Origin of the sequence: Streptomyces sp. NPDC093586, from assembly GCF_044764905.1 — a bacterium.
Taxonomy (GTDB): domain Bacteria; phylum Actinomycetota; class Actinomycetes; order Streptomycetales; family Streptomycetaceae; genus Streptomyces.
Genome location: NZ_JBIWJA010000040.1, coordinates 37,488 through 62,204, shown reverse-complemented (window position 1 = coordinate 62,204; position 24,717 = coordinate 37,488). Strand labels below are relative to the sequence as shown.

Here is a 24,717-nt window from a genome sequence, read left to right as displayed (position 1 = left end):
TCAGGCTCGACGTGAAGAAGGTCGCCGACCCCGAGGGCGGCGAGCGCGCCGTCATCACCCTGGACGGCAAGTACCTGCCGACCAAGCCCTTCTGATTCCGCGGGCCCACCGGTAGCGGGCGGGCCGGAAGCAGGACTCCCTTCCTCTCTTCCGGTCCGCCCGCTCCCGCTCAGCACACCGGGGCCCGGCACGACGATGAGCAGCGGCGACAGGGTCGCGAAGGCGAGGGGACGGTCCGAGGACGTCACGGAGGACGTTCCGGGAGCCCGCTGACCGCCGGCGCCGGACACCCTGCGGGTCCTGCGACACCCGCGCTACCGCTACCGGGACAGCAGGTCCCGCAGGGCACCGGCGACCTCCCCGGGCGCCTCCTCCGCCATGAAGTGGCCGCAGCCCACCGTGACGTGCCGCAGATCGGGGGCCCAGGCCCGCCACAGCGCGGTGGCGTCGTAACCGAGGGCCGCGCCCCAGTCCTGCTGGAGCACGGTCACCGGCATGCGCAGCCGGTTGCCGCGCTCGCGGTCGGCCCGGTCATGGTCGACGTCGGTGCCCGCCGAGGCCCGGTAGTCGGCCACGATGGACGGCACCGCCTCACGCGCCGCCTTCAGGTAGACGGCGCGGACGTCGGCCGGCAGGGCCGCCGGGTCCCGGGTCCAGACGTCGAGGAAGTGGCCGAAGAAGGCGTCCGGCGCGGCGCCGATCAGCTGTTCCGGCAGACCGGGCGGCTGCGCCATCAGATACAGGTGGAAGCCCACGGCCGCCGTCGTCCCGCGCAGCACGTCCCACATGTCCAGGGTCGGCAGCACGTCCAGCGCGGCCAGGTGCGTCACCGTGTCCGGGTGGTCGAGTCCGGCCCGGATCCCGACCAGGGCGCCCCGGTCGTGCCCGGCCAGCGCGAACCTGTCGTGCCCGAGCGCCCGGGCCAGGGCGACGACGTCGGCCGCCATGGTCCGCTTGGCGTACGCGGTGCCGTCGCGGTCGGCGGGCTTGTCGCTGTCGCCGTAACCGCGCAGGTCGGGGCAGATGACCGTGTGCTCGGCGGCGAGGTCGGCGGCGACGTGCCGCCACATCAGGTGGGTCTGCGGGAAACCGTGCAGCAGTACGAGCGGGCTGCCCGAGCCGCCGACGGCGACGTTCAGCGCGACGCCGTCGGCGACGGGGACCCGGTCGTAGGTGAAGCCGGGGATGGTCGGTGCCATGACTGATCAGTGCCTTTCGGAGTTCTTCGACGCGTCCGGTCCTGGACGCCCCCCAGACTGCCGGGCGCGGATCAGCAACCGATCAGCGCGCGTACCGTGGTGATCACGGAGTACGGGGGCGACAGCACGGAGCAGGGCGGACGGCACATGGAAGAGGTCACCTTCGGGGTGCTCGGGCCCGTCACGGCCGAGCGGGACGGAGACGCGCTCGGCCTGCGCGGACCCCGGCACCGGGCCCTGCTGGCCCGGCTGGTCCTGGCCCGGCGGCGCGTGGTTCCCGTCGCGCGCCTGGTCGAGGACCTGTGGGAGGCACCGCCCGCCCGGGCCGTGGGAACGGTGCGCACCTTCGTCGGCGATCTGCGCCGGTCCCTGGAACCCGGACGCCCGCGCCGCGCACCGGCCAGGCTGCTGGTCACCGAGGGCCCCGGCTACGCGCTGCGCCCGGCACCGGACGCGGTGGACGCCTGGCGTTTCGAGGAGGCCGTCGCCCTCGCCGACCGGCTGCCGGGCGACCGGGCGGAGGCCCGGCTCGGCGCGGCCCTGGGGGAGTGGCGGGGACCCGCCTACGCCGAGTTCGGCGACGAGGGCTGGGCCCGGGCCGAGCGCGCCCGGCTGACCGAGCTCAGGCTCCACGCGATCGAGCGGCGGGCGGACCTGCTCGTCGGCCTGGGCCGGGCCGCCGAGGCGGTCCCCGACCTCGACGCCCACCTGGCCGAGCACCCCTGGCGCGAGGAGGCCTGGCGGCTGCTCGCCCTGGCCCTGTACCGGACCGGCCGCCAGGCGGACGCCCTCGCGGTGCTGCGCCGGGCCCGCACCCTGCTCGCCGGGGAACTGGGCATCGACCCCGGGCCCCGGCTGCGCAGGCTGGAGGCCGGCGTCCTCGCCCAGGACCCGTCCCTCGACCCGCCCGCCGAACCCGCGGACGCGGCGGCCCGCCTGTGGTCCCGCGCGACCGAGGCGTACGACCGCACGGTCGCCACCGGATCCCGCGCCCGCCTGGAGTCGGCCGTCGGCCTGCTGCGCGACCTCGCGGTCACCGGCGGCGGCGGTCTGGAGGCGGCCCGCGAGCACCGCACGGCGGCGGTCGTCGCGGCCGAGGAGACCGGCGACGCGGAACTCGCGGCCCGGGTGATCGGCGCCTACGACGTCCCCGCCGTCTGGACCCGCGGCGACGACCCCGAGGCGGCCCGGCGGATCGTCACGGCGGCCGAACGCACCCTCGCCGCCCTGCCGGACGACGCCGGAGCCGACCCGGCCCGCTGCCGGCTGCTCGCCACCGTCGCCCTGGAGTCCCGGGGCGTCCGCTCCCCGCGCGGGCCCGAGGCCGCCGCCGAGGCCGAGCGGATCGCCCGCCGTCTGGACGACCCCGCGCTGCTGGCGTTCGCCCTCAACGGCACCTTCATGCAGTCCTGCGCCACCGCCGGGCTCGCCCCGCGCCGCGACGCGATCGGCGCCGAACTCGTCGCGCTCGCCCGCCGGCACGGCCTGGACAGCCACGAGGTGCTCGGTCACCTGATCCGCGTCCAGGCACGGTCCGCCCTCGCCGACTTCACCACCGCCGACGAGCACGCCGACGCCGTGGAGCGCCTGGCCGAACGGTACGAACGGCCCCTGGTCGCGGTGTTCACCTCCTGGTACCGGGCCCTGCGGCAGGCCGCCGCCGGCAGCCCGTACGACCGGGCCGAGGCCGGCTACCGGGCCGCCGCCGCCCGCCTCGACGGCGCGGGCATGCCCGGCCTGGAACGCGGACTGCTGCCCCTGGCACTGCTCGGCCTGCGCCTGGCCCACGGACGGCCCGCCGGGGTGGACCCACGGGCCGACTGGGGCCCGTACCGCCCGTGGGCCGAACCGTTCGCGCTGCTGCGCGAGGGCCGCGACGCCGAGGCCCGGTCGGCGCTGCGTGCCCTCTCCGAACCGCCGCCCGACCTCCTCTACGAGGCCCTGTGCTGCGCCGAGGCCGCGCTCGCCCTCGCACTCGGCGACCGGACGGCGCTGCGACGGACGTACGGCCGACTGCTCCCCGCGGCCGGCCAGCTCGCCGGCGCGGGCAGCGGGCTGCTCACCTTCGGGCCCGTGGACGACTGGCTCGCCGCGATCCGGCGCGCACTCGGCCCGGCCGGCACAGCGCCGGGCGCTCCCGCGGCACCGCGCGGGTGACGCCGCACGGCCGCACGCCCGCACTCCCCGGCGACGGGCCGGGCCACCCGCGGGTACGACCCTCCGCCGTGCCCGGCGCGACGGGTGTGCCGCGCGTGGGCCTGCGGGGCGGCCGCCCCGGGGCCGCCGCCCGGCCTCCGCCCGCCGCAGGCCGACGCGCCCGCCCGGCCACCCGCCGCAGGCCGCCCGGCGGGGAGCGAGCGGTGCCCTCCGGCGGTGGTTGCCCCCCACCGCGCCGGGTACCCGACGGCGCATGAAGTGGCGACAGGTGCGGGACGGCCCGTCGGCGGTGTACGTGGTGGTGCCGGCACCCGGTGAGGACGCGGTCGCCGGGCTCACCGCCGTCGCCCGCGACCGTTCCCTCGGGGCGTCCCAGGTGACCGCCGTGGGCGCCTTCTGCGAGGCGGTCGTCGGCTGGTTCGACCGCGGCGTCAGGGACCACCGGCACATACCCGTCGGCGAGCGGTGCGAGGTGCTGTCGCCGATCGGGGACATCGCCGTCGCCGACGACGGACCCACCCCGCACCTGCACGCCGTACTGGGCCGGTCCGACGGCTCCACCCGCGGCGGCCACCTGCTCTCCGGCAGGGTCTGGCCGACGCTGGAGGCCGTCGTCCGCGACAGCCCGGCCGAGCCGGCGAAGACCTGCCGGCCGGACATCGGCCTGGCCCTGATCGACCTGGGCTGAGCCGTTCGCCGCTCGACGGCGCCGGCCCGCCGCGGAGGCGCCCCGCACCGACCCGAGAACCCGAGGAGGGAACGGAGGAAGCGACATGACCCCCCTGGCACGAACCCCCGCGGCGGGCACCCGGGAGGACCGCCGTGCCCCCGCCCGCACCGCGCGGCTGCGCAGCCGCATCCCCGAACCCGACGAGGAACCCGACCTGCTGGGCCAGTACCTGGCCCAGATCGGCGCCACCCCGCTGCTGACCGCCGAGGACGAGGTACGGCTCGCCCGGCGCATGCAGGCCGGGATCCGGGCCGCCGACGAGCTGGCGGCGGCCGACGCCGGCGAGCCCGCCCCGGAGCCGGGCCGGCGCCGCGCACTGGAGGAGACCGTCCACGACGGCCGGGAGGCCAAGGACCACATGGTCCGCGCCAACCTGCGGCTCGTCGTGTCGATGGCCAAACGCCACGCCCACCGGGGCCTGCCCCTGCTGGACGTCATCCAGGAGGGCAACCTCGGACTGATCCGCGCGGTGGAGAAGTTCGACCACACCAAGGGCTTCAAGTTCTCCACGTACGCCACCTGGTGGATCCGTCAGGCCATCGAACGGGGCCTCGCGACCCACGCGCGCACGGTACGGCTGCCGGTGCACGTCGTGGAGCAGTTGCAGAAGCTCGCCCGGGTGGAGCGCAAACTCCGCGCCGGCCTCGACCGCGAGCCGACCGCCGAGGAGGTGGCCGCCGAGAGCGGCGTCGACGCGGAGAAGGTCGGCTGGCTGCGCCGTGTCGGACGCGACGCCGTCAGCCTGGACACGCCGGTGGACGAGGCGGGGGAGACGGTCGTCGGTGACCTCATCCCCGACACCGAGGTGCTGCGGGCCCCGGAGGTGGCCGAGTTCCGGGCCCTGGCCGAGGAGCTGCGGGAGGCCGTCGGCACCCTGGCCCCCCGCGAGGCCCTCATCCTCAGCCTGCGCTACGGCCTGCACGACGGCCGGACCCGCACCCTGAAGGAGGTCGCCGAGCACGTGGGCCTGACCCGCGAGCGCGTCCGCCAGCTGGAGAAGGCCTCCCTCGCCCACCTGCGCGCCCCCGAGAACCGGGACCGCCTGCTGGACTGGGCGGGCTGAGGCCCCGGCCGCCCGACGGTCCGGCCCTCAACCGTCGGCCCCCGGCACCCGCAGCCGCGCCCCCTGCCGCAGCAGCTCCCGCTGCACCAGCCGGTAGGGCAGGCCGCGCGGTCCGCTCCCGTGCCGGACGGTCAGTGCGGCGCTCACGCCGGCCGCCTGGCCGGTGGCCATGGCGATGGGCATGACCCGGTACGACGAGTGCGCCACGTGCGTCCCCGAGATGCAGCGCCCGGCCACCAGCAGCCGCTCGGTGTCCCGGGGGACCAGACAGCGCAACGGGATGTCGTAGAAGCTGCCCCGCGGCACCCGCTTCAGGACGGTGCCGGAGCCGCGCGGATTGTGGATGTCGACCGGATAGGCGCCGTGGGCGACGACGTCCCGGAAGGTGCGCGCCGCCAGGATGTCGTGACCGGTCAGCTGGTAGTCGCCCAGGACGCGCCGGCTCTCCCGTACGCCGATGTGGGTGCCGCTCTGCACCACGTACGACTCCTCGAAGCCGGGCACGCGGGTGCGCAGGAAGCGGTCGATCGAGGCGAGCTGGCGCCGCGCGGTGTACTCGGCGCGGGTGAGGTCCCACACGCTGGTGCCGAGGACGCGGTTCACCCGGGTGCTGTTGACGGCGACCTCGCGCGGGTGCGGGGTCGCGAAGAAGAGGATGTCCTCGCGGGGCAGCCTGAGTTCCCCGGCCGCCCTGGCCTCCTCGACCAGGTCCCACAGGCCGTGCACGCCGCGCCACTGGTCGGGGTGCGCGCGCACGTAGTCGGCGAAGTCGGGCCGCGCGAAGTCGGCGACGCGGAACATCAGCGTCATCGGCTGCACCAGCCCGTCCTCGGGCCGGCCGAGCTCGTACGGCGCCCCGCAGGCGGTCGCGACGTCCCCGTCCCCCGTGGCGTCCACGACCACCCCGGCGTCGATCACCACCGGCCCCGACTTGGTCTCGAACACCACCCGCCAGCCGGATCCGTCGTCCAGCGGCAGCGCGCCGGAGGCGAAGGAGTGGAACAGCATCCGCACCCCCGCATCGTCCATCATCTCCAGCAGGGCCAGCTTGAACAGCTCCGGGTCGAAGGGGACCGTGTACCCGGTCCTCGGGGACGGCGGAAGACAGCCGCCGCGCCCCATGAGCCGGTCGAGCAGCTGCCACAGCACACCGGCGACCACCGGCTCGCCCTCCCCGTGGTCGGTGGGCAGCAGCCGCGAGGTGTCCCCGGCCTCGGTGAACGCGGCCTGCTTGTGCTCGTTGTGGAACGACATCAGCGGCATCACCAGCGCCACGGTCGCGTTGCCGCCGAGGAACCCGTACCGCTCGACCAGCACCACGTCGGCCCCCGTGTCGGCCGCGCCGACCGCCGCGGCGAACCCGGCGGGGCCACCGCCCACCACCAGGACGTCGCACCGGCCCCCGTGCCGTGCGGACCGCGGGGGCAGGGTGACCGTGCGGTGCTCGCGGGGCTCTTCCAGGATCGGCATCGCTCTCCCCGGCTCAGGCGTGCAGCGGGCGCGGTTCGGACGCGTACGGTCCGGTCCCCGCGGCCTCGGTCCCGGCCCTCGGACGGCCGCCGATCTCGTCGAGCAGCGTGCCGCAGCGCGCGCAGGTCTCCCGGGCCGCCGCGGACAGCTCCCGCATGCGGCCGCGCAGGTCCTCGCGGCGCCGCGGGTACTCGTCCCACAGCCGGTCCACCTCCGCCAGCAGCAGCCCCGCCTGCTCCCGCGCCACGCCCACCAGGGCCGGTGCGCCGAGCCGGCGCGCGAAGTCGAAGACCTTCCCGGAGTAGGGCAGCGGCAGCACCGGCACCCCGGTGAGCGCCGCGAAGATCACGAAGTGCAGCCGCATGCCGACGGCCAGGTCCAGATGGCGCATGAAGCCGAGGATCTGCCCCGGGCTGTAGTCGCCGTGCAGGATCCGGCCCTTGTCCGGAGCGGTCATGTGGGACAGCACGGCGTGCGCGTGCCGCACGTCGTGCCGCTCCATCGGCAGGAACACCACGTGTGCGTCCAGCCGGCGCACCAGGAAGTCCGCGACGTCGGCGAGCAGCGCGTGGTAGTCGCCCTCGTCGAGCTTCTCGGCGGCCCGGCCCGGTTCCCGCACCGACATCCCCACCAGCCGGGCGTCCGTGCGGATGCCCTCGTCGCGCATCATCGCCTCGGTGAACGGCTCCGGCTCCAGCAGCAGCGCCGGGTCGGCGGTGACGGTGACCTCGCGTTCCAGACCGACCTCCTCCAGGACGAGCCGGGACTCCTCGTCGCGCACCACGACGTCGTCCATGTCCGCCAGCACGGTGCGCACCGCCTCCCGGTCCTCGGCGTCCGTCAGCGGCCCCGCGCCCACGGCGTAGGCGAAGGTGGGCACGCCCCGGATCTGCGCGGCACGCACGACGCGCAGATAGCGGCGGGCCTCGCCGTTGTAGAGGACGCCGCCGCCCCCGAGCACCAGCAGGTCCAGGCCGGGCAGCACGTCCAGGACGTGGTTGCGGCTGACGCCCTCCCAGGGCACCACCTCGTCGGCGTCCGGATGGTGGGCGCGGGTGTGCTCGGCGTTCCGGCTGAGCACCACGAGGCGCGCGTCGGGCCGCTGGGCGCGCAGACAGCCCAGGACGCAGGTCAGGATCGCCTCGTCGCCGGTGTTGAACCCTCCGTACGAGCCGAGCACGCCGATGCGCGGGCCCGGCCGGGCGGAGCGCGGGTGCGAGGGGGCAGTGGTCATCCGGGGGCTCCCGTCAGGTCGGAGTCGGCCGGCCCGCCGGCCCTGGAGAGCGGACGGACGTCGTCCGCTCGCGGTGCCGAGTTGCCTGCCCCACCCTCGGGAAACACCTCATTGGTCCCGACCTGTCCGGACCTGCCTGGTATGTGTGTCCGATCCCTCAGATCACGGCGTCCGCGCGCAGTGCCGCGATGTCGGCGGGGGAGCGGCCGAGCTCCGTGAGGATCGCGTCGGTGTGCTCGCCGACCGCCGGCACGGGGTCCATGCGCGCGGGCAGCCCCGCGAGGTCGGCCGGCGGCAGCAGCGCCCGTACCGGGGCGCCGCCCGGCACCGCCACCCGGCGCCAGCGGTCGCGGGCCTCCAGCACCGGGTGGTCGAGGAACGCGGCGACGTCGTTGACCCCGGCGCAGGCGATGCCGATGTCCCGCAGGTCCTCCAGGACGGCGTCGCTGTCCGAGCGGGCGATGCGGGCGGCGACGACGGCGTCCAGTTCCTCCCGGTGGGCGACGCGGTCGGAGCCGGTGGCGAACCGGGGGTCGCCGGACAGCTCCGGCCGCCCGAGGAAGCGGTCGCACAGGGCGGCCCACTCGCGCTCGTTCTGGACGGAGAACAGCACCTCCTTGCCGTCGGCGGCCCGGTAGGCGCCGTAGGGCGCGATGGTGGCGTGCCGGGTGCCCAGGCGCGGGGGCTGGCTGCCGCCGTACTCGGTGTAGTAGGCGGGCTGGCCCATCCACTCCGCCAGCGCCTCGAACAGGGAGACCTCCACCGGGTGGGCCCGGCCGGTGGTGGCGCGGGTGTACAGGGCGGTGAGGATGCCGCTGTACGCGTACATCCCGGCGGCGATGTCGGCGACGGAGATGCCGACGCGCGCGGTCTCCTCGGCGGTCCCGGTGAGCGAGACCAGTCCGGTCTGGCACTGGACCAGCAGGTCGTAGGCCTTGCGGTCGGCCCACGGGCCGCTGGTGCCGTAGCCGGAGACCGTGCACGGGATCAGCCGCGGGAAGCGCTCCGCGAGGGCCGCGGCGTCCAGGCCCAGGCGCCCGGCGGCGCCCGGCGCGAGGTTCTGCACGAAGACGTCGGCGTCGGCGAGGAGCCGGTGCAGGACCTCGCGGCCCCTCGGGTCCTTGAGGTCGAGGGTGAGCGACTCCTTGGACCGGTTCAGCCACACGAAGTAGCTGGAGTGGCCGTGCACGGTCGTGTCGTAGCGGCGGGCGAAGTCGCCGTCGCCCGGCCGTTCCACCTTGATCACCCGGGCGCCGAGGTCGGCGAGCTGCCGGGTGGCGTAGGGCGCCGCGACGGCCTGTTCGAGGCTGACCACCGTGACCCCGGTCAGGGGAAGCCGCTGCACGCTCATGTCTCCTGCCGCCGGACCGGGCGCCCGCGGGGGTGTTCCCGGCGGACCTCGTGCGCTGATTTCTACGGCCCCCGACCGGTGATGTCAACGGCGACCGGAACCGGCACAAGCGCCCTCACCTGTGTCTTCGCCGGTCGGCCCGCGGCCCTTCGGCGGCCCGTCGGACCCGAGCGCGGTGGCCGGACACACGTCAGGCCCGGAGCCGGCGGGCTCCGGGCCTGTGCGTCGTCGCGGGGACGGTCAGGCGGCGGCGTCGTCCGCGTGACCGTGCAGGCGGGCGACGACCTCGGTCAGCTGCGCGGCGACCTCGGCGTCGTCGGCCGGGTGGGTCTCCGCGAAGCGGGTGACCGAGCCCGGGATGGACAGCTTGATGTCCTCGATCACCTTGCCGCCGGCGATGCCCACGGCCTTGCGGGTGTCGTCCTGGGCCCACACGCCGCCGTACTGGCCGAAGGCGGTGCCGACCACGGCGGCGGGCTTGCCGTTGAAGGCGCCGGCGCCGAAGGGGCGCGACAGCCAGTCGATGGCGTTCTTCAGCACGGCCGGCATGGTGCCGTTGTACTCCGGCGAGAAGAACAGGAAGGCGTCGGCGGCCTGGGCGGCCTCGCGCAGCTTGACCGCGGCGGCCGGGACGCTGCCCTCGACGTCGATGTCCTCGTTGTAGAACGGGACCTCGGCCAGACCTTCGTAGATCTCCACCTCGGCGCCCTCGGGGGCGAACCTGACGGCCGCCTCGGCGAGCTGACGGTTGTGCGAACCGGCGCGAAGGCTGCCGACGAGGGCGAGGATGCGGACAGACATGAGTACTCCCACTGCTGGTGCGACATGAACGGCCGGTGCCCGAAACACCGCCGGAGCGATCCGGACCGAGGTCCGTTTAATTTCTAACATCCTAAGCGGACCGCGGTCCAGTTTTGTTCCCGATGCTTTACGCTGTTTTCATGTCCGCCGCCCTGCCCCCCTTCCCCGACCCCCAGGAGACCGACGACCTGCCCGAGTTGCTCCAGCTCGGCACGGGAACCGACGAGGACAACCCCTGCCTGCGCGCCGACGCCGCCCGCAACCGGGCCCGGCTGCTGGAGGCCGCCGCGCGGCTGGTGGCCGAGCACGGTGCGGCGGGCCTCACCATGGAGGCGGTGGCCGCGGCGGCCTCGGTGGGCAAGGGCACGGTCTTCCGGCGGTTCGGCGACCGCACGGGCCTGCTGATGGCGCTGCTCGACCACTCCGAGAAGAAGTTCCAGGCCGCCCTCCTCGGCGGACCGCCGCCCCTGGGGCCCGGTGCGCCGGCCGTGGAACGGCTGCGGGCCTTCGGCTGCGCGATGCTGCACCGCGGCGCCGACGAGCTGGCCCTGCAACTGGCCGCCGAGCCGAACGCGGAACGCCGCTACACCGCCGCCCCGCGCCGCTTCCTGCGTGGCCACGTGGCCCTGCTGCTGCGCCAGGCCGTCCCGGACGCGGACAGCGAACTGCTCTCCCACACGCTGATGGCCTACCTCGACCCCGCCCTGATCCACCACCTCACCGCACAGTGCGGGGTGCCCGTGGCACGGCTGGAGGCGGGCTGGCTGGACCTGGTGGCGCGGGTGACCCGCAGCGAGCCGACGGACTGAGCCCCCTCCACCGTCCGGACGGGATCCCGGCCCCGTCCACCGCGGACCGCGGGCCGCCCTGCGGTCCGGCCGGGGCTGTCGTCGTGTTCGTCGCGGACCGCGGGCCGCCCTGCGGTCCGACCGGGACTGTCGTCGTGTTCGTCGTGGGCCGTGGGGACGTCCGCTCCGGGCTGACGCCCCGTTCACCGCGGGCCGTGGCCATGTCCCCTCCGGACCGTCGCCCCGCCCTTCCCGGCCGCGATGTCGTCCGGTCCGGACGACGGTCCCCCGCCGTGGGCGGTCCCCCGGGCTCTGCCAGGATGCCGTACGTCATGGTGCAGATACCGAAAACGCCCGCCCCCGCGTCCCTGACACCGCGCTCCGCCCCCACCAGTGCCGATGTGGCCCGCCTGGCCGGCGTCTCGCGCGCGACCGTCTCCCACGTCCTGAACGACACCGGCGCCGTCCGGATCAGCGACGCCACCCGCCGCCGCGTCCACGAGGCCGCCCGGGAACTCGCCTACGTCCCTCACGCGGCGGCCCGTTCCCTGCGTGCCGGACACAGCCGCACGGTCCTGATGCCCGCCCCGGCCTTCCCCGTCGGCCCGCTCTACAGCCGGTTCCTCGCCGAACTCCAGCGGGCGCTGGCCCGGCTCGACTACACCGTCGTGCAGTACGGCACCGCCGGCCCGCACGACGCCGCCGCCCGCGCCTGGGCCGAACTGCGCCCGGTCGCCGTCCTGGTGCCCGGCTCGGGACTGGGCCCGCGCGGCGTGGACCTGCTCAGACGCTCCGGCGCCCGCGCCGTCGTCACCCTCGCCCCCGAGGCCGTCGAGGGCGCGCACGCCCTGCTCATGGACCACGAGGCCGTCGGCCACTGCGCCGGACGCCACCTCTACGACCGCGGACGCCGCCGGATCGGCGTCGTCGTCCCCGCGGAAGACGGCCTGGAGGTCTTCTCGGCCCCCCCGCCTGCGCGGGGTGCGCCGCGCCACCGAGGGCACCGGCGCCACCGTGACCGAACTCCCGCTCGCCTACGACGAGCGGGACGCCGCCCGGCTGGCCGCCCGCCGGCCCTCCCTCGGCCTCGACGCGGTGTTCGCGTACAACGACGAGTACGCGATGCTGCTGATGCGGGCCCTGCAGGACGCGGGCCTGGACATCCCCCGGGACGCGGCCGTGATCGGCGCCGACGACCTCATGCTCGGCCGCCTGCTCCGGCCCCGCCTCAGCACCGTCCACCTCGAACTGCCCTCGGGCCGCGACCTGGCCGAGCTGGTCGACCGCGCGGTCCACGACCCCGGCGCCGCGCCCGAGCTGCACACCGTGCTCGGCGCGAGGGTGGTGGACCGCGCGGTCGAGCTGATCCGCCCGCTCCCTACTGCTCGGCCTGACCGCCCTGACCGCCCTGCCCGGCCTGACCCTGCTGGGCCTGCTGCTGGGCGATCGCCTTGCGGACCTCGTCCATGTCCAGGTTGCGGGCCTGCCCGATGACGTCCGTCAGCGCGGCCTCCGGCAGTGCGCCCGGCTGCGCGAACACGGCCACCTGGTCCCGGACGATCATCAGCGTCGGGATCGACTGGATCTGGAAGGCCTGCGCGAGCTCCGGCTGCGCCTCGGTGTCCACCTTGCCGAACACCAGGTCGGGGTTCTCCTGCGCGGCTTTCTCGTAGACCGGGGCGAACTGACGGCACGGCCCGCACCAGGACGCCCAGAAGTCGATCAGGACGAACTCGTTGTCCGTGACCGTCTGGTCGAAGTTCTCCTTGGTGAGCTCCACGGTGCTGCTCATGACGTGATCCCTGCTTTCTGGTGTCGGCGACGAGCCGTCGGCACAAACACGGCCGAGGGGGCGGCTATTCCGCGCGCGTACCCGTGTGGCCACGCCGCACACCACCCACCAGACTGGCCCCATGACGGAATCGGAAACCAACGCGTACGACGTCGTGGTGATCGGCGCGGGCCCCGTGGGGGAGAACGTCGCCGACCGCACCCGGGCGGCGGGACTGTCCACCGCGATCGTGGAGAGCGAACTGGTCGGCGGCGAGTGCTCCTACTGGGCGTGCATGCCCAGCAAGGCCCTGCTGCGCCCGGTCATCGCCCGCGCGGACGCCCGCCGCACCCCTGGACTGAGCCAGGCGGTGCAGGGCCCGCTCGACGCCGCCGCGGTCCTCGCCCACCGCGACGAGTACACCTCGCACTGGAAGGACGACGGCCAGGTCCGGTGGGTCGAGAGCATCGGCGCCGACCTGTACCGCGGACAGGGGCGCCTCGCCGGACCGCGCACGGTGGAGGTGACCGGTACCGACGGCACCCGCCGCGTCCTGACCGCCCGGCACGCCGTCGCCGTCTGCACCGGCAGCCGGGCCGCCCTGCCGGACCTGCCGGGCCTCGACGACGTACGCCCCTGGACCAGCCGCGAGGCCACCAGCGCCCGCAGCGTGCCGGGACGGCTGATCGTGGTCGGCGGCGGAGTCGTCGCCGTCGAGATGGCCACGGCCTGGCAGGCCCTCGGCTCCCGGGTCACCCTCCTCGTCCGCGGCAAGGGCCTCCTCGCCCGCATGGAGCCGTTCGCCGGCGAACTGGTCGCCGAGGCGCTCACCGAGGCCGGCGCCGACCTCCGCACCGGCACCTCCGTCGAGTCCGTCACCCGCGAGAACGGCACCGTCGTCGCCGTCACCGGCACCGGCGACCGCATCGAGGCCGACGAGATCCTCTTCGCCACCGGCCGCGCCCCGCGCACCGACGACATCGGCCTGGAGACCGTCGGCCTCCGGCCCGGCTCCTGGCTCCCGGTCGACGACAGCCTCCGCGTCGACGGCCACGACTGGCTGTACGCCGTCGGCGACGTCAACCACCGCGCGCTCCTCACCCACCAGGGCAAGTACCAGGCCCGGATCGCGGGCGCCGCCATCGCCGCCCGCGCATCCGGCGTACCGGTCCTGGAGTCCGGCCCGTGGGGCGCGCACGCCGCGACCGCCGACCACGACGCCGTACCCCAGGTGGTCTTCACCGACCCGGAGGTGGCCGCCGTCGGCCTCTCCCTGGCCGAGGCGGAACAGGCCGGCCACCGCGTCCGCGCCGTCGACGTCGACCTGTCGACCGTGGCCGGCGCGAGTCTGTACCGCGACGGCTACACGGGCCGCGCCCGCATGGTCGTCGACCTGGAGGACGAGATCGTCCGCGGGGTCACCTTCGTCGGCCCAGGCGTCGGCGAGCTGATCCACTCCGCGACGATCGCCGTCGCCGGGCGGGTCCCGGTCAGCCGGCTGTGGCACGCGGTGCCGTCCTACCCGACGATCAGCGAGGTGTGGCTGCGACTGCTGGAGGCGTACCGGGACAACTGACCGTCCCGGACGAGGCGTTCGGGGCGAACGGGCCACGTCCTCCCCGAACGCGCCCGGGACCGGAAGCCGATACCTGACGTGACGTCAGGGGAGGTCGAACCCCAGGGCGGCCGCGGCCCGTTCCGGCGTCGGCTGGGCCCACAGCCGGGCCATCGCCTCGCCGGACGCCAGGGACCGGAGTTCAGCCCGGTCCAGGTACAGGGTGCCGTCGAGATGGTCCGTCTCGTGCTGCACGATCCGGGCCGGCCACCCCCGGAAGACCTCGTCCACCGCACGCCCGTGCTCGTCCCGCGCGACCAGCCGCACCGCGGCGTGCCGGGCCACCACCGCCTGCCAGCCCGGCACGCTCAGACAGCCCTCGTAGAACGCGGCCCGGTCCACGCCGACGGGCTCGTAGCGCGGATTGACCAGTACCCGGAACGGCTGCGGCACCCGCCCGCGCGCCGCGCGCACCCCGTCCGGAACCGGCGCCGGATCCTCGATCACCGCGATCCTCAGCCCCACCCCGACCTGTGGCGCGGCCAGGCCGACCCCCGGCGCCGCGTGCATGGTGACGCGCAACGCCTCCACGAACCGCGTCAGCAGCGCGGGCTCCAACTGTCCGTCGAAGGGCTCGGCGACCCGCCGCAGCACCGGATCACCGGCCGCGACGATCGGCAACGGGCCGTCGACGGCGAGCAGTTCCTCGACCCGCTCGGCAAGAGGCGTGTGCTCACTCAGGGCTCCCATCGCGCCAGCATGCCACGGCGCACGGCGCACGGCACCCACGCGCCGCCGGGCCCCGGGCGCGCGACGATGCCCGGCTCCCGTACGGGAGCCGGGCACCACCGGCACGGGACACCGCTCGGACACCCTCCTCAGTCGTCCTCCGGGAAGTCGCCCGCGAAGGCGGAGGCGATCCGCAGGTGCGAGTCGGCCTCCTCCTGACGCCCCTGCCGCTCGAGGGTGCGGCCCAGCATCAGCCGGGCGTAGTGCTCCACCGGATCGCGCTCGACGATCACCCGCAACTCGGCCTCCGCGCGCCGCAGCTGGGCCGAGTGGTAGTAGGCGCGCGCCAGCAGCAGCCGCGGCCCGGTCTGCTCGGGCACCTCCTCGACCAGCCCGCCCAGAACGCGCGCGGCGGCGGCGTAGTCCTTGGCGTCGAAGAACATCCGCGCGCGCTCCCAGCGCTCCGCCGGCGTTCCGTGGTCGTAGTACGTCGTGTCCACTCGTGACCTCCTTCGACACCTTGCAACCGCACCCATTGGTTGAAAATTCCACTACACTCCGGTCGGGCACGGGGGAAGGACGGCGACGGAATGACGCGGCGGCCCGTGCGGGGCTAGGTTGGGCGGCATGAGCAATCTTGATCGCGAGGCGGTTCCCTCCGTGTGCGGCGGCCGCGGCTTCGTGGTGGCGGAGCCCGTGCGTGAACTCCTCAGCCCTCGCCGGGTCAAGCTCGGCGAGTCCACCGAGGTCCGCAGGCTGCTGCCCAACCTGGGCAGGCGCATGGTCGGTGCCTGGTGCTTCGTCGATCACTACGGTCCCGACGACATCGCCGACGAGCCCGGCATGCAGGTGCCGCCGCATCCGCACATGGGCCTGCAGACGGTCAGCTGGCTCCACGAGGGCGAGGTCCTGCACCGCGATTCCACCGGCAGCCTCCAGACCATCCGCCCGCGCCAGCTGGGCCTGATGACGTCCGGCCGCGCGATCAGTCACTCCGAGGAGAGCCCGCGCTCGCACGCCCGCTACCTGCACGGCGCACAGCTGTGGGTGGCCCTCCCGGACGCCCACCGCCACACCGACCCGCACTTCGAGTTCCACGGCGACCTGCCGCACGCCACGGCCCCGGGCCTGACCGCCACCGTGCTCCTCGGCGAACTCGATGGCGCGACCTCGCCGGGGACGACGTACACCCCCATCGTCGGCGCCGACCTGACCCTCACCCGGGGCGCGGACGTACGCCTGCCGCTGGAGCCGGACTTCGAGTACGCGGTCCTGTCCATGTCCGGAGAGACCCACGTCGACGGCGTCCCCCTGGTGCCGGGCTCGATGCTCTACCTCGGCTGCGGCCGCCGCGAACTGCCCCTGCGCGCCGAGTCGGACGCGGGCCTGATGCTCCTGGGCGGTGAGCCGTTCGAGGAGGAGCTGCTCATGTTCTGGAACTGGATCGGACGGTCGCAGGAGGAGATCGAACAGGCCCGCCGGGACTGGATGGAAGGGACACGGTTCGGTGAGGTGAAGGGGTACGACGGCTCCCCGCTCCCCGCCCCCGAGCTACCGGCGGTGCCGCTGAAGCCGCGCGGAAGGCTTCGCTGACCTGCGGAAATGGCTGACGGGCCGGTTGCCGCCGGTCGGCCGGCGGCCCTGCGTCGTCCTTCACGGACTCCTCGCGGGCGCTGGGCGGCTGGGTGTGCTGTAAGCCCGATGCGCTGTGCCGTACCCGTCGAGGGTGTGTCCATCTGTGGGTGGCTGTGGCAGGACACTTGCTAACCCTTTGCCAACTCTACTGACGCGTCATCAGGTGTCGGCGGAGTTCGTGGCTTACCTCTGCCGTGGTGGCGTTGTCATTGCAGGCTGGGTGATCATCGGACGGATTCCGAACCGGCGGGCGACCGTCGCATGCTCTGGCGCACGGACTTGCTACTCGGTATGTCGTCTTGTGGAGGTTCTACAAGAGGTGTGACTGCTGTAGCGGTGAGGCTCGTGATGTTGCCTCCTGGAGGGGAGGTGCCGTATCGGGGCGCTCACGGCAGGTTCTTGGTCTGCTGGTGGTACAGAGGGAGTGCATCGCCGACCAGCGCAAAAGGTACCTGTGGGGAATTTGACGGGTTCGCTGGCGCGGAAATGGGGTCATGTCCCTTGTCGTGGTGTAGGCGATCGGTCGTCTGACGTGGCGGGCAGGACGATCGTGTCGTCGGGATAGAGGGCGTCCATGCTCTCGTTGGAGAGGTAGCGGCGGGGGAAGGCGATCCATTCGTCGTGGAGTTCGGCGAGGACCGCGGTGGCCGGGCGGAGGACGGCGGCCGGGTTGGGGAAGACCTGGACGACATCGGTGCGGCGTTTGATCTGCCGGTTCAGCCGCTCGAGCGGGTTCGTGGACCGGATCTTCTTCCAGTGCTGGTGGGGGAAGTCCGCGAACGCGGTCAGGTCCTCCTTCGCCTCCAGCAGCATCTCTGTGACCTTGGGGAACTGTCGGCCGAGCATGTCGGCGACGGTGTCGAGCTGGCTGCGGACCGCGTCCGCGGTGGGCTGGGCGAAGACCGTGCGGATCGTGGCGGCGGCCATCTCCGCCGACCCTTTCGGGATCACGGCGAAGCCGTTGCGGACGAAGTGGACCCGGCAGCGCTGCCAGGCAGCGCCGAGCATGACCTTGCGGATCGCTTTGACCAGGCCGCTGTGGCTGTCGGAGATGACCGGGCGGACGCCACTGAGGCCGCGTTCGCGCAGGTGACGCAGGAACTGGGCCCGGAACACTTCGGTCTCGCTGTCGCCGGCCATGACCCCGACGACCTCGCGGCCACCGTCCTGGGTGACGCCGGTGGCGATGACGACCGCCTGCGAGACGATGCGGTGGTCGACACGGGCCTTGACATAGGTGGCGTCGAGGAACAGGCAGGGGAAGCGGATGTGGTCCAGCGGGCGGGTGCGGAAGGCGTCCAGCTGTTTGTCGAGGTCCGCGCAGATCCGGGAGACCTCGCTCTTGGGATATCCCGGTGTCCGAGCCGAGCGCCTTGACCAGGTCGTCGACGGAGCGGGGGGAGACGCCGTGGACGTATGCCTCCATGATGACCGCGTGGAGGGCCTGGCCGATGCGCCGCCGGCGCTCGAGGAGGCTGGGGAAGAAGCTTCCGGCCCGCAGTTTCGGGATGGCGAGCTCCAGGTCGCCGGCCTGCGTGGTCACCGTTTTCTCCCGGTGCCCGTTGCGCCAGGTGGTGCGGGTGCCGGTGTGTTCGCCCCACTCGGCGCCGGTCTTCGTGGTGGCCTCGGCCTCGATCAGTTCCTGCAGCAGCCTTTCGGCGGCCTCGCGGACGAGTTCAAGGCCATCGGCCGAACGCAGTGACTCGAGCAGGCGAAGCAGGTCATGCCGGGACAAGGCCACCGTGCACCCCCTGGAGTCGAACGGCCCGTTCACTCCGGACAGTTGCACGGTGGCCTGCCGGTCGAGCAGGGAGCAGACACCGGCAGACGGTGCGCCCGAGGGAGCAGAACCCGCGCACTCAACCGCGGAGATCACCTACACCACACAGCGGGACGCCATCCAGCCGGCTGCCCGACGCGTTGGCGCGGGCACTGCCCTGGCGGATGGCAGCGTCGAACGCGACGACGTCCGCCCATTCGTCCGGGCTGGTGTCCCGGATATGCCCCCCACTGGGCGTTGCCGTGGAACGGGCAAGTTATTGCGACTCGAGACAGGGCTGTGACCTTTCTGGTGAGTTATCAGGGATGCGTGATGCGTCTTTCAGTAGCCGCGGAGGCGTATGCCAGTGAGCCGGGGTCGTGGACTGCCAGGAACACGGATGGGAAATGGCGTTGCGTCTCGTGCGACGGGAATGGATGCTGGCTGGTCGGAGGCGGTGAGGATGACCAACGTTGTGGTGAAGCTGTCAGCACGCGATTTCGTTCATGCGGACCTCGCGTCGTGCGGGTGGTCGGGGTCCGAAATCCACTTGGCCAGCGTTGCGACGCAGTTGGAGCGTGCCCGGCTCGGCGAGGTCGACTATCTTGCGGTCTGCTCAGCAACGGACATTCCCGTTGCGAAGGGGGGGGCGTCGACTACCGAGTCAAGGAGGGCGTCGGCACTCTGTGGCAGCTGGCTGTCCATCCGGCATTGCAGTCGTGCGGGATCGGCACCTTCCTCGTCGAAGCCGCGGAGCTTCGGATCAGGAACCGCGGCCTGCGGCAGGCCGAACTCGGCGTGGAGGAGAACAACCCCCGGGCTCGGGCACTGTACGAACGACTGGGCTATGTCGCATACGACCGTCAGCCTGACTCGTGGGACGAGCAAACCCCGGATGGATCGCTGCGCCGCTACGAAACGATGTGCACATTGATGCGTAAGAAACTCTCGTAGCTTCGGCCACGTCAGGGGATCTTGATACAAACGCGTCGCCCGCGCCACGTGGTCGCTGGTCCAGGGCACCCGTCGTCAGAGATGTGTCATTCCGTGGACGATTCTTTCTGAGGCGTGATGGTGCCCAGGAGATGGGGGATCGGGACGAACGCGTCGGTGGTTCCGAGCTCTTTAGGGGGACTGTAAAACTAACGGCTGATCCGCCCAGCAAGGAGGAGAAGCCAAGGGACGGATCAGAGCGTGGAGTTGGAGCAGGCCGGGGCCGCTGAGACGGTTCAAGCTCCGCAGGTTGCGGATGACCAGCTGATCGCGATGCTGGTGGACCGGGCCCGGAGCGAGGGCCTGCAGTTGACCGGCGAGGGCAGGCTGCTGCAGCAGCAGCTGACCAAGCGGGTGCTCGAGTCCGCCCTGGAGGGCGAGATCACCGATCACCTCGGCTACGACAAGTACGAGGCGGCCGGCCGGAACAGCGGCAACGGCACCCGCTCGAAGACGGTGCTGACCGATGTCGGCCCGGTCGAAATCAAGGTACCCCGGGACCTCACGGGGACGTTCGAGCCGCAGATCGTGAAGAAGCGGCAGCGGCGCCTGACCGGGGTCGACGAGATGGTCCTGTCGCTGTCGGCCAAGGGCCTCACCCACGGCGAGGTCGCCGCCCACCTGGCCGAGGTCTACGGCGCCGAGGTGTCGAAGCAGACGATCCCCACGATCACCGACAAAGTCATGGACGGCATGACCGAATGGCAGAGCCGTCCCCTCGACCGCGTTTATCCTGGTTTGTTCGTCGATGCGATCAACGTCAAGATCAGGGACGGCCAGGTCGCGAACCGGCCGGTCTACGCGGTCATGGCCGTCACGGTCGAAGGTCACCGGGACATCCTGGGGATCTGGGCCGGTGACGGCGGGGGCCGGATCGTCCGCGCCGTGCGGGGTGAGCCGGCCACCACCCTCACCGCTCAGGGGGTGAGCACGAGGCGGATCGGGTCTCCGATCTTCTTCTCCAGTCGGGCGACGGCGTTCGCGGCTTCGGCCAGGGGGACGTGGGCGCTGACGGAGGGGCCGAGGTCGATCCGTCCGGCGGCGGCCAGTCCGACGAGCTGTTCCACGTGCTCCGGCTCGGAGCCGTAGTGTCCGCGGATCTGTCGGGCGTTGAAGCAGAAGTCGATGCTGTCGGCGACGGTGACCGGCTCCGGGGTGAGGCCGGCGAGTACCAGGACGCCGTTCGGGCCGAGCACTGTGGTGGCCTGGGCGCGGGCCGCTCCGACGCCGGCGAAGTCGAAGGCGACGTCGATGCCGCGGCCTGCCGTGGCCTCGCGCACCGCCTCGGCGAAGTCTCCGGCCATGGGATCGAGCGCGTGGTCGGCGCCGAAGAGGAGGGCGCGCTCACGGGCGGAGGGCAGCGGGTCGACGGCGATGACGGGGGCGGCGCCGACCAGGCGGGCGAGCCGGATGCCGTGGGCGCCGAGGCCCCCGGCTCCCCAGATGCCGACGGCCTGCGCGGGGCGGACCGCGCCGGTGTCCACGATCGCGGCGTACGGGGTGGAGACGGCGTCCGGGATGATCGCGGCCTGGTCGAACGGCAGGTGGTCCGGGATGGGGAGCAGGGTGTCCTCTCGGGCGAGGGCGTACTGCGCCCAACCCCCGTCGTAGTCCACTCCTCGGGTCAGGGGCCGGCGGCAGGGCATGTGGCGCAGGCAGTCGGCGCAGTCGCCGCACGCCTGTCCGGCCTGGAGCACGACCCGCCGGCCGGGGGTCCAGTCGCCCTTCACGTCGGGGCCGACGGTGTGGACGACGCCGGCCACCTCGTGGCCGGGGGTGATGGTGCCGGAGTCCTTGACGGCGCTGACGGGGTAGAAGGGGCTCAGGCTGCCGTCGATCAGATGGATGTCGGACAGGCAGACGCCGGCCGCCCGCACCTCGACGAGGACCTCGCCCGGACCGGGAACCGGGATCGGGACCTCTTCGACGGCGAAGGTGAGGGTGTCCAGGCGCAGCCGTCCGGCCAGCATGGTGTTCATGCGGAAACCTCGATGTGCTCGGTGAGAAGCGCGCACGCAGCTCATGCGCTCGACATGGTCGAGTGACCATGTCGCTCAACCGTGTCTAGTGATGAGGTCGCCTGTCAAGCCACTTCCGCTGGACGTTCGAGGAAGGTGTCGAGTTCCTCCACATGACTGTGTCGCTCAATACAGTCGCCCGACATGTTCACTCGACAAAGTCGCATGTAAGTTGGTGGGTGACTGCTGGAATGCAACGAAAGGCACGCTCATGACTCAGGTGTCCGTAGGTGCGGCGCGGGCGATCCCCGAGCGCCCCCCGCTGCCCCTCGTAGGCCACGCGTTCAACGTTCCGGCGGGCGCGGACTTCCTGGCCTACCTGCTGAAGGAGTTCAGGGAATTCGGGCCCGTGTACCGGCTGCGGCTCTTCGGGAGGGAGACCGTCATGGTCGGCGGTCTGGACCTCGTGACCGAACTGTCGGACGAGACCCGCTTCCGCAAGCACGTCCATGCCGACCTGGTCGAGGTCCGGGCACTGGCCGGGGACGGTCTGTTCACCGCCTACAACCACGAACCGAACTGGCGCAAGGCCCACGACATCCTGATGCCCGCGTTCTCCCTCGGCGCGATGCGCAGCTACCACGACCCCATGCTCAAGGTCGCCCGCTCGCTGATCGACAAGTGGGACCGGCTGGCCGACGTGCAGTCGGTGGACGTGCCCGACGAGATGACCCGGCTGACCTTCGACACGATCGGCCTGTGCGGCTTCGGCTACGACTTCCGGTCCTTCCGCCGCGACGACCTGCACCCCTTCGTCGAGGCGATGGCCCGGGCCCTCGTCTTCGCCCAGGAGAAGGGCGAGTCCATCCCGGGCTCCGAGCTGTTCAAGAGGAAGAAGGTCGAGCAGTTCCGCGCGGACATCGACCTGATGACGGACCTCGTCGACGACGTGATCAGGGAGCGCCGCGCCTCCGGCGACACCAGCACGGACGACCTGATGGGGCTGATGCTGAACACGAAGGACCCCGTCACGGGCGAGCCCCTGGACGACGTCAACATACGGCACCAGGTGATCACGTTCCTGATCGCCGGCCACGAGACCACCAGCGGCGCGCTCTCCTTCGCCCTGTATTACCTGACCAAGCATCCGGAGGTGCTCGCGCGGGCCCAGGCCGAGGTGGACTCTCTGTGGGGTGACACCGAATCCCCGGACCCCCAGTACGGTGACATCGGCAAGCTCACCTACATCCGCCAGGTGCTCAACGAGAGCCTGCGGCTGTGGCCGACGGCGCCCGCGTACGCCGTCGAGCCGATCGAGGACACCGTCATCGGCGGCAAGTACCCCGTACGCAAGGGGGAGTCGCTGATGGTGATCACTTCGGCTCTTCACCGCGACGCCGCCTGGGGGGAGAACGTCGAGCTGTTCGATCCCGAGCGCTTCGCTCCCGAGCGGGAGGCGGCCCGCTCGGTCCACGCCTTCAAGCCGTTCGGCAACGGCGAACGGGCCTGCATCGGCCGTCAGTTCGCGCTGCACGAGGCCACCCTGCTGCTCGGCCTGCTGGTGCACCGCTACCGCCTGATCGACCACACCGACTACCAGCTGAAGATCAAGTCGACGCTGACCATCAAGCCCGACGGGTTCAGCCTGCGGCTCGCCCGCCGCACCAGCGACGAACGGCGCTTGCCCGCCGCGACGGCGGCGGACTCCGTCGCGGGCCGGACCGCGGCCGTGGCGCGCCGGGCGAGCGGCACCGCGCTGACCCTGCTGCACGGCTCCAACCTCGGCACCTGTGCCGGCATCGCCCGCGACCTCGGCGCGGACGGCGAGGAGCACGGCTTCACCCCGTCCGTCGCCTCCCTCGACGCGTACACGGAGAGGCTGGCCGGGAACGAGGGCCCCGTCGTCATCGTCGCCGCTTCCTACAACGGCCGCCCCACCGACGACGCCGCCGAGTTCGTCGCCTCGCTGGAGAACCTCGCCCCCGGCTCGCTCACCGGGCTGAGGTACGCCGTACTCGGTGTCGGCGACCGCAACTGGGCGGCCACCTACCAGCGGATCCCCACCCTGATCGACGAGCGCCTGGCCGCCGCCGGTGCCGTCCCCCTGCTGGAGCGCGGCAGCGCCGACGCCTCCGGTGACTTCGGCGGAGCGGTCGACCAGTGGACGGAGGACCTGTGGAAGGCACTCCTGGAGGAGTACGGCGAGGCGGTCGCCGGTGAAGCGGCCGGCCCCGCACCCGAGGCGGAAGCGGAAGGGGAAGGGCTGTACGAGCTGGAGGACGCCTCGGAGTCGGTCCTCGGCGGTCTCGCCGAGCGCCACGGCGTCCAGCCGATGGAGGTCCTCGAAGCGTACGAACTCGTCGACACCGACCACGAACTGGGCCGCTCCAAGCGGTTCCTGCGGCTCCGGCTGCCCGAAGGCGTCACCTACCGCACCGCCGACCACCTGGCCGTCCTGCCCAGCAACCCCGAGGCTCTCGTCCAGCGCGTCGCCGACCGCTTCGGCCTCGTCCTGGACCGCACCGTCCGGCTGCGCGCCCGCCGCCGGAGCCGGGGCGCCCTGCCCGTCGACCGGCCGCTGACCCTGCGCCGCCTGCTCACCGACTTCGTCGAGCTCCAGGACGCGGCCACCCAGGAGCAGGTCGCCGTGCTCGCCGAGCACACCTCCTGCCCGCCCGAGAAGCAGCCGCTCACCGCCTTCGCCACCGCCGATCCCGAGACCTTCAGGGAGCAGGTGACCGTCGCTGGGCTCAGCGTCCTGGACCTCCTGGAGCGCTACCGCGCGTGCGAGCTGCCCTTCGAGCGCTTCCTGGAGCTGCTGCCGGTCCTGCGTCCCCGGCACTACTCCATCTCGTCGTCCGCTGCGGCCCAGCCTGGCGAGGTCGACCTGATGGTGTCGCTGCTCGCCGCGCCCCACAGGTCGGGGGAGGGCACTTTCCGGGGCATCGCCTCGCACTTCCTGCAGACCGTGAACGCGGGTGACGTGATCCAGGCCCGGGTCCTGCCGTGCAGCGAGTCCTTCCGCCTCCCCGAGGACACCTCCGTGCCGGTGATCCTGGTCAGCGCGGGCACCGGCCTCGCGCCCTTCCGTGGCGCGGTCCTCGATCGCCACCACACCGGCTCGACCGGCACCCTGCTCTGCTACTTCGGCTGCGACCACCCCGACGTGGACTTCCTGCACCGGGAGGAGTTCGCGGCGGCGGAGGCGGCCGGCGCCGTCAGCATGCGCCCCACGTTCATGCATGCGCCCGAGAACGGCGCCCGCTTCGTCCAGGAGCGCATCGCCCGCGAGAGCGAGGAGGTGTGGGCGGTCCTGGAGGCCGGTGGGCGCGTCTACATCTGCGGCGACGGCCGTCGCATGGCGCCCGCCGTACGGGAAGCGTTCATGGCGATCTACCGCGAGCGGACCGGTGCGAGTGATGAGCGGGCCGTGGCATGGCTCGCCGCGCTCGTCGAGTCCGGACGCTACGTCGAGGATGTCTGGGCCGGCTGATTCTCGCGAGCAGGCGACATGCCCGTGGGCG

16 protein-coding genes and 5 pseudogenes are annotated in these 24,717 nt (G+C 72.9%); 11 read left to right on the top strand and 10 right to left on the bottom strand.

Going from position 1 to position 24,717, the window contains the following annotated elements; genetic code table 11:
- A pseudogene (locus tag ACIRFH_RS30385) lies at nt 1–95 on the top strand (cyanate hydratase); the annotation flags it as partial.
- Nucleotides 96–320: 225 nt separating this feature from the next.
- Here the strand turns inward: ACIRFH_RS30385 and ACIRFH_RS30380 are convergent.
- Nucleotides 321–1,199, bottom strand: coding sequence for an alpha/beta fold hydrolase (locus ACIRFH_RS30380; RefSeq protein WP_403527704.1), 879 nt, complete (start codon nt 1,197–1,199; stop codon nt 321–323).
- A 147-nt stretch (nt 1,200–1,346) separates the two neighbouring features.
- On the opposite strand from ACIRFH_RS30380, the gene ACIRFH_RS30375 reads away from it, so the two are divergent.
- The 3 genes from ACIRFH_RS30375 to ACIRFH_RS30365 all read left to right on the top strand — a co-directional run bounded on the left by ACIRFH_RS30375 (nt 1,347) and on the right by ACIRFH_RS30365 (nt 5,149).
- Nucleotides 1,347–3,356, top strand: a complete 2,010-nt coding sequence (locus ACIRFH_RS30375) for a BTAD domain-containing putative transcriptional regulator (protein WP_403527710.1) — start codon at nt 1,347–1,349, stop codon at nt 3,354–3,356.
- 253 nt (nt 3,357–3,609) lie between these two features.
- Nucleotides 3,610–4,044, top strand: a complete 435-nt coding sequence (locus ACIRFH_RS30370) for a PPC domain-containing DNA-binding protein (RefSeq protein ID WP_403527701.1) — start codon at nt 3,610–3,612, stop codon at nt 4,042–4,044.
- Between the two features lie 85 nt (nt 4,045–4,129).
- Complete coding sequence (locus ACIRFH_RS30365; protein WP_403527698.1) at nt 4,130–5,149, top strand: RNA polymerase sigma factor RpoD/SigA; 1,020 nt, start codon at nt 4,130–4,132, stop codon at nt 5,147–5,149.
- 27 nt (nt 5,150–5,176) lie between these two features.
- On the opposite strand, the gene ACIRFH_RS30360 is transcribed toward ACIRFH_RS30365, so the two are convergent.
- The 4 genes from ACIRFH_RS30360 to ACIRFH_RS30345 all read right to left on the bottom strand — a co-directional run bounded on the left by ACIRFH_RS30360 (nt 5,177) and on the right by ACIRFH_RS30345 (nt 10,005).
- Complete coding sequence (locus ACIRFH_RS30360) at nt 5,177–6,619, bottom strand: FAD-dependent oxidoreductase (protein WP_403527695.1); 1,443 nt, start codon at nt 6,617–6,619, stop codon at nt 5,177–5,179.
- A 13-nt stretch (nt 6,620–6,632) separates the two neighbouring features.
- Nucleotides 6,633–7,853 (bottom strand): polysaccharide pyruvyl transferase family protein, encoded by a 1,221-nt coding sequence (locus tag ACIRFH_RS30355; RefSeq protein WP_403527692.1) that lies wholly within the window; start codon nt 7,851–7,853, stop codon nt 6,633–6,635.
- A gap of 157 nt (nt 7,854–8,010) precedes the next feature.
- The gene (locus tag ACIRFH_RS30350; RefSeq protein ID WP_403527689.1) at nt 8,011–9,204 is read right to left on the bottom strand and encodes a CaiB/BaiF CoA transferase family protein; all 1,194 of its coding nucleotides are present in this window, start codon (nt 9,202–9,204) and stop codon (nt 8,011–8,013) included.
- 240 nt (nt 9,205–9,444) lie between these two features.
- A complete protein-coding gene (locus ACIRFH_RS30345) occupies nt 9,445–10,005 on the bottom strand; it encodes an NADPH-dependent FMN reductase (RefSeq protein ID WP_403527686.1) in 561 nt (186 codons plus the stop codon).
- Between the two features lie 140 nt (nt 10,006–10,145).
- On the opposite strand from ACIRFH_RS30345, the gene ACIRFH_RS30340 reads away from it, so the two are divergent.
- On the top strand, nt 10,146–10,814 hold the full coding sequence (locus ACIRFH_RS30340) for a TetR/AcrR family transcriptional regulator (protein ID WP_403527683.1): 669 nt from the start codon (nt 10,146–10,148) through the stop codon (nt 10,812–10,814).
- Between the two features lie 311 nt (nt 10,815–11,125).
- Nucleotides 11,126–12,146 (top strand): annotated as a pseudogene (locus ACIRFH_RS30335) (LacI family DNA-binding transcriptional regulator); the annotation flags it as partial.
- Nucleotides 12,147–12,171: 25 nt separating this feature from the next.
- On the opposite strand, the gene trxA reads toward ACIRFH_RS30335, so the two are convergent.
- Nucleotides 12,172–12,585 carry a thioredoxin gene (trxA, locus tag ACIRFH_RS30330; RefSeq protein ID WP_403527681.1) on the bottom strand — a complete coding sequence of 138 codons (414 nt, stop codon included), beginning with the start codon at nt 12,583–12,585 and terminating at the stop codon, nt 12,172–12,174.
- Nucleotides 12,586–12,706: 121 nt separating this feature from the next.
- On the opposite strand from trxA, the gene ACIRFH_RS30325 reads away from it, so the two are divergent.
- Entirely contained in the window at nt 12,707–14,140 is a 1,434-nt protein-coding gene (locus tag ACIRFH_RS30325) for a dihydrolipoyl dehydrogenase family protein (protein ID WP_403527678.1), read from the top strand.
- 84 nt (nt 14,141–14,224) lie between these two features.
- On the opposite strand, the gene ACIRFH_RS30320 is transcribed toward ACIRFH_RS30325, so the two are convergent.
- Both ACIRFH_RS30320 and ACIRFH_RS30315 read right to left on the bottom strand, forming a co-directional pair.
- A complete protein-coding gene (locus ACIRFH_RS30320; protein ID WP_403527675.1) occupies nt 14,225–14,869 on the bottom strand; it encodes a peptide deformylase in 645 nt (214 codons plus the stop codon).
- Between the two features lie 128 nt (nt 14,870–14,997).
- Nucleotides 14,998–15,348 (bottom strand): tetratricopeptide repeat protein, encoded by a 351-nt coding sequence (locus ACIRFH_RS30315; protein WP_403527672.1) that lies wholly within the window; start codon nt 15,346–15,348, stop codon nt 14,998–15,000.
- A 127-nt stretch (nt 15,349–15,475) separates the two neighbouring features.
- Here ACIRFH_RS30315 and ACIRFH_RS30310 point away from each other — a divergent pair, with 127 nt between their 5' ends.
- Entirely contained in the window at nt 15,476–16,441 is a 966-nt protein-coding gene (locus ACIRFH_RS30310) for a pirin family protein (protein ID WP_403527669.1), read from the top strand.
- A gap of 534 nt (nt 16,442–16,975) precedes the next feature.
- Here the strand turns inward: ACIRFH_RS30310 and ACIRFH_RS30305 are convergent.
- Nucleotides 16,976–18,224, bottom strand: a pseudogene (locus ACIRFH_RS30305) (IS256 family transposase).
- A gap of 481 nt (nt 18,225–18,705) precedes the next feature.
- Between ACIRFH_RS30305 and ACIRFH_RS30300 the strand changes: the two are divergent.
- A pseudogene (locus ACIRFH_RS30300) lies at nt 18,706–19,196 on the top strand (GNAT family N-acetyltransferase).
- A gap of 312 nt (nt 19,197–19,508) precedes the next feature.
- Nucleotides 19,509–20,102, top strand: a pseudogene (locus ACIRFH_RS30295) (transposase); the annotation flags it as partial.
- A gap of 50 nt (nt 20,103–20,152) precedes the next feature.
- Here ACIRFH_RS30295 and ACIRFH_RS30290 read toward each other — a convergent pair.
- The gene (locus ACIRFH_RS30290) at nt 20,153–21,214 is read right to left on the bottom strand and encodes a zinc-binding dehydrogenase (RefSeq protein WP_403527667.1); all 1,062 of its coding nucleotides are present in this window, start codon (nt 21,212–21,214) and stop codon (nt 20,153–20,155) included.
- 250 nt (nt 21,215–21,464) lie between these two features.
- Between ACIRFH_RS30290 and ACIRFH_RS30285 the strand changes: the two genes are divergently transcribed.
- Nucleotides 21,465–24,686, top strand: a complete 3,222-nt coding sequence (locus ACIRFH_RS30285; protein ID WP_403527664.1) for a bifunctional cytochrome P450/NADPH--P450 reductase — start codon at nt 21,465–21,467, stop codon at nt 24,684–24,686.
- Nucleotides 24,687–24,717 lie beyond the last annotated feature (31 nt).

Coding starts and splice junctions, on each gene's coding strand:
- ACIRFH_RS30370 (WP_403527701.1), top strand. CDS start 3,610: ATGAAGTGGCGACAGGTGCGGGACGGCCCGTCGGCGGTGTACGTGGTG.
- ACIRFH_RS30345 (WP_403527686.1), bottom strand. CDS start 10,005: ATGTCTGTCCGCATCCTCGCCCTCGTCGGCAGCCTTCGCGCCGGTTCG.
- ACIRFH_RS30325 (WP_403527678.1), top strand. CDS start 12,707: ATGACGGAATCGGAAACCAACGCGTACGACGTCGTGGTGATCGGCGCG.
- ACIRFH_RS30365 (WP_403527698.1), top strand. CDS start 4,130: ATGACCCCCCTGGCACGAACCCCCGCGGCGGGCACCCGGGAGGACCGC.
- trxA (WP_403527681.1), bottom strand. CDS start 12,585: ATGAGCAGCACCGTGGAGCTCACCAAGGAGAACTTCGACCAGACGGTC.
- ACIRFH_RS30310 (WP_403527669.1), top strand. CDS start 15,476: ATGAGCAATCTTGATCGCGAGGCGGTTCCCTCCGTGTGCGGCGGCCGC.
- ACIRFH_RS30375 (WP_403527710.1), top strand. CDS start 1,347: ATGGAAGAGGTCACCTTCGGGGTGCTCGGGCCCGTCACGGCCGAGCGG.
- ACIRFH_RS30320 (WP_403527675.1), bottom strand. CDS start 14,869: ATGGGAGCCCTGAGTGAGCACACGCCTCTTGCCGAGCGGGTCGAGGAA.
- ACIRFH_RS30340 (WP_403527683.1), top strand. CDS start 10,146: ATGTCCGCCGCCCTGCCCCCCTTCCCCGACCCCCAGGAGACCGACGAC.
- ACIRFH_RS30350 (WP_403527689.1), bottom strand. CDS start 9,204: ATGAGCGTGCAGCGGCTTCCCCTGACCGGGGTCACGGTGGTCAGCCTC.
- ACIRFH_RS30380 (WP_403527704.1), bottom strand. CDS start 1,199: ATGGCACCGACCATCCCCGGCTTCACCTACGACCGGGTCCCCGTCGCC.
- ACIRFH_RS30290 (WP_403527667.1), bottom strand. CDS start 21,214: ATGAACACCATGCTGGCCGGACGGCTGCGCCTGGACACCCTCACCTTC.
- ACIRFH_RS30285 (WP_403527664.1), top strand. CDS start 21,465: ATGACTCAGGTGTCCGTAGGTGCGGCGCGGGCGATCCCCGAGCGCCCC.
- ACIRFH_RS30355 (WP_403527692.1), bottom strand. CDS start 7,853: ATGACCACTGCCCCCTCGCACCCGCGCTCCGCCCGGCCGGGCCCGCGC.
- ACIRFH_RS30360 (WP_403527695.1), bottom strand. CDS start 6,619: ATGCCGATCCTGGAAGAGCCCCGCGAGCACCGCACGGTCACCCTGCCC.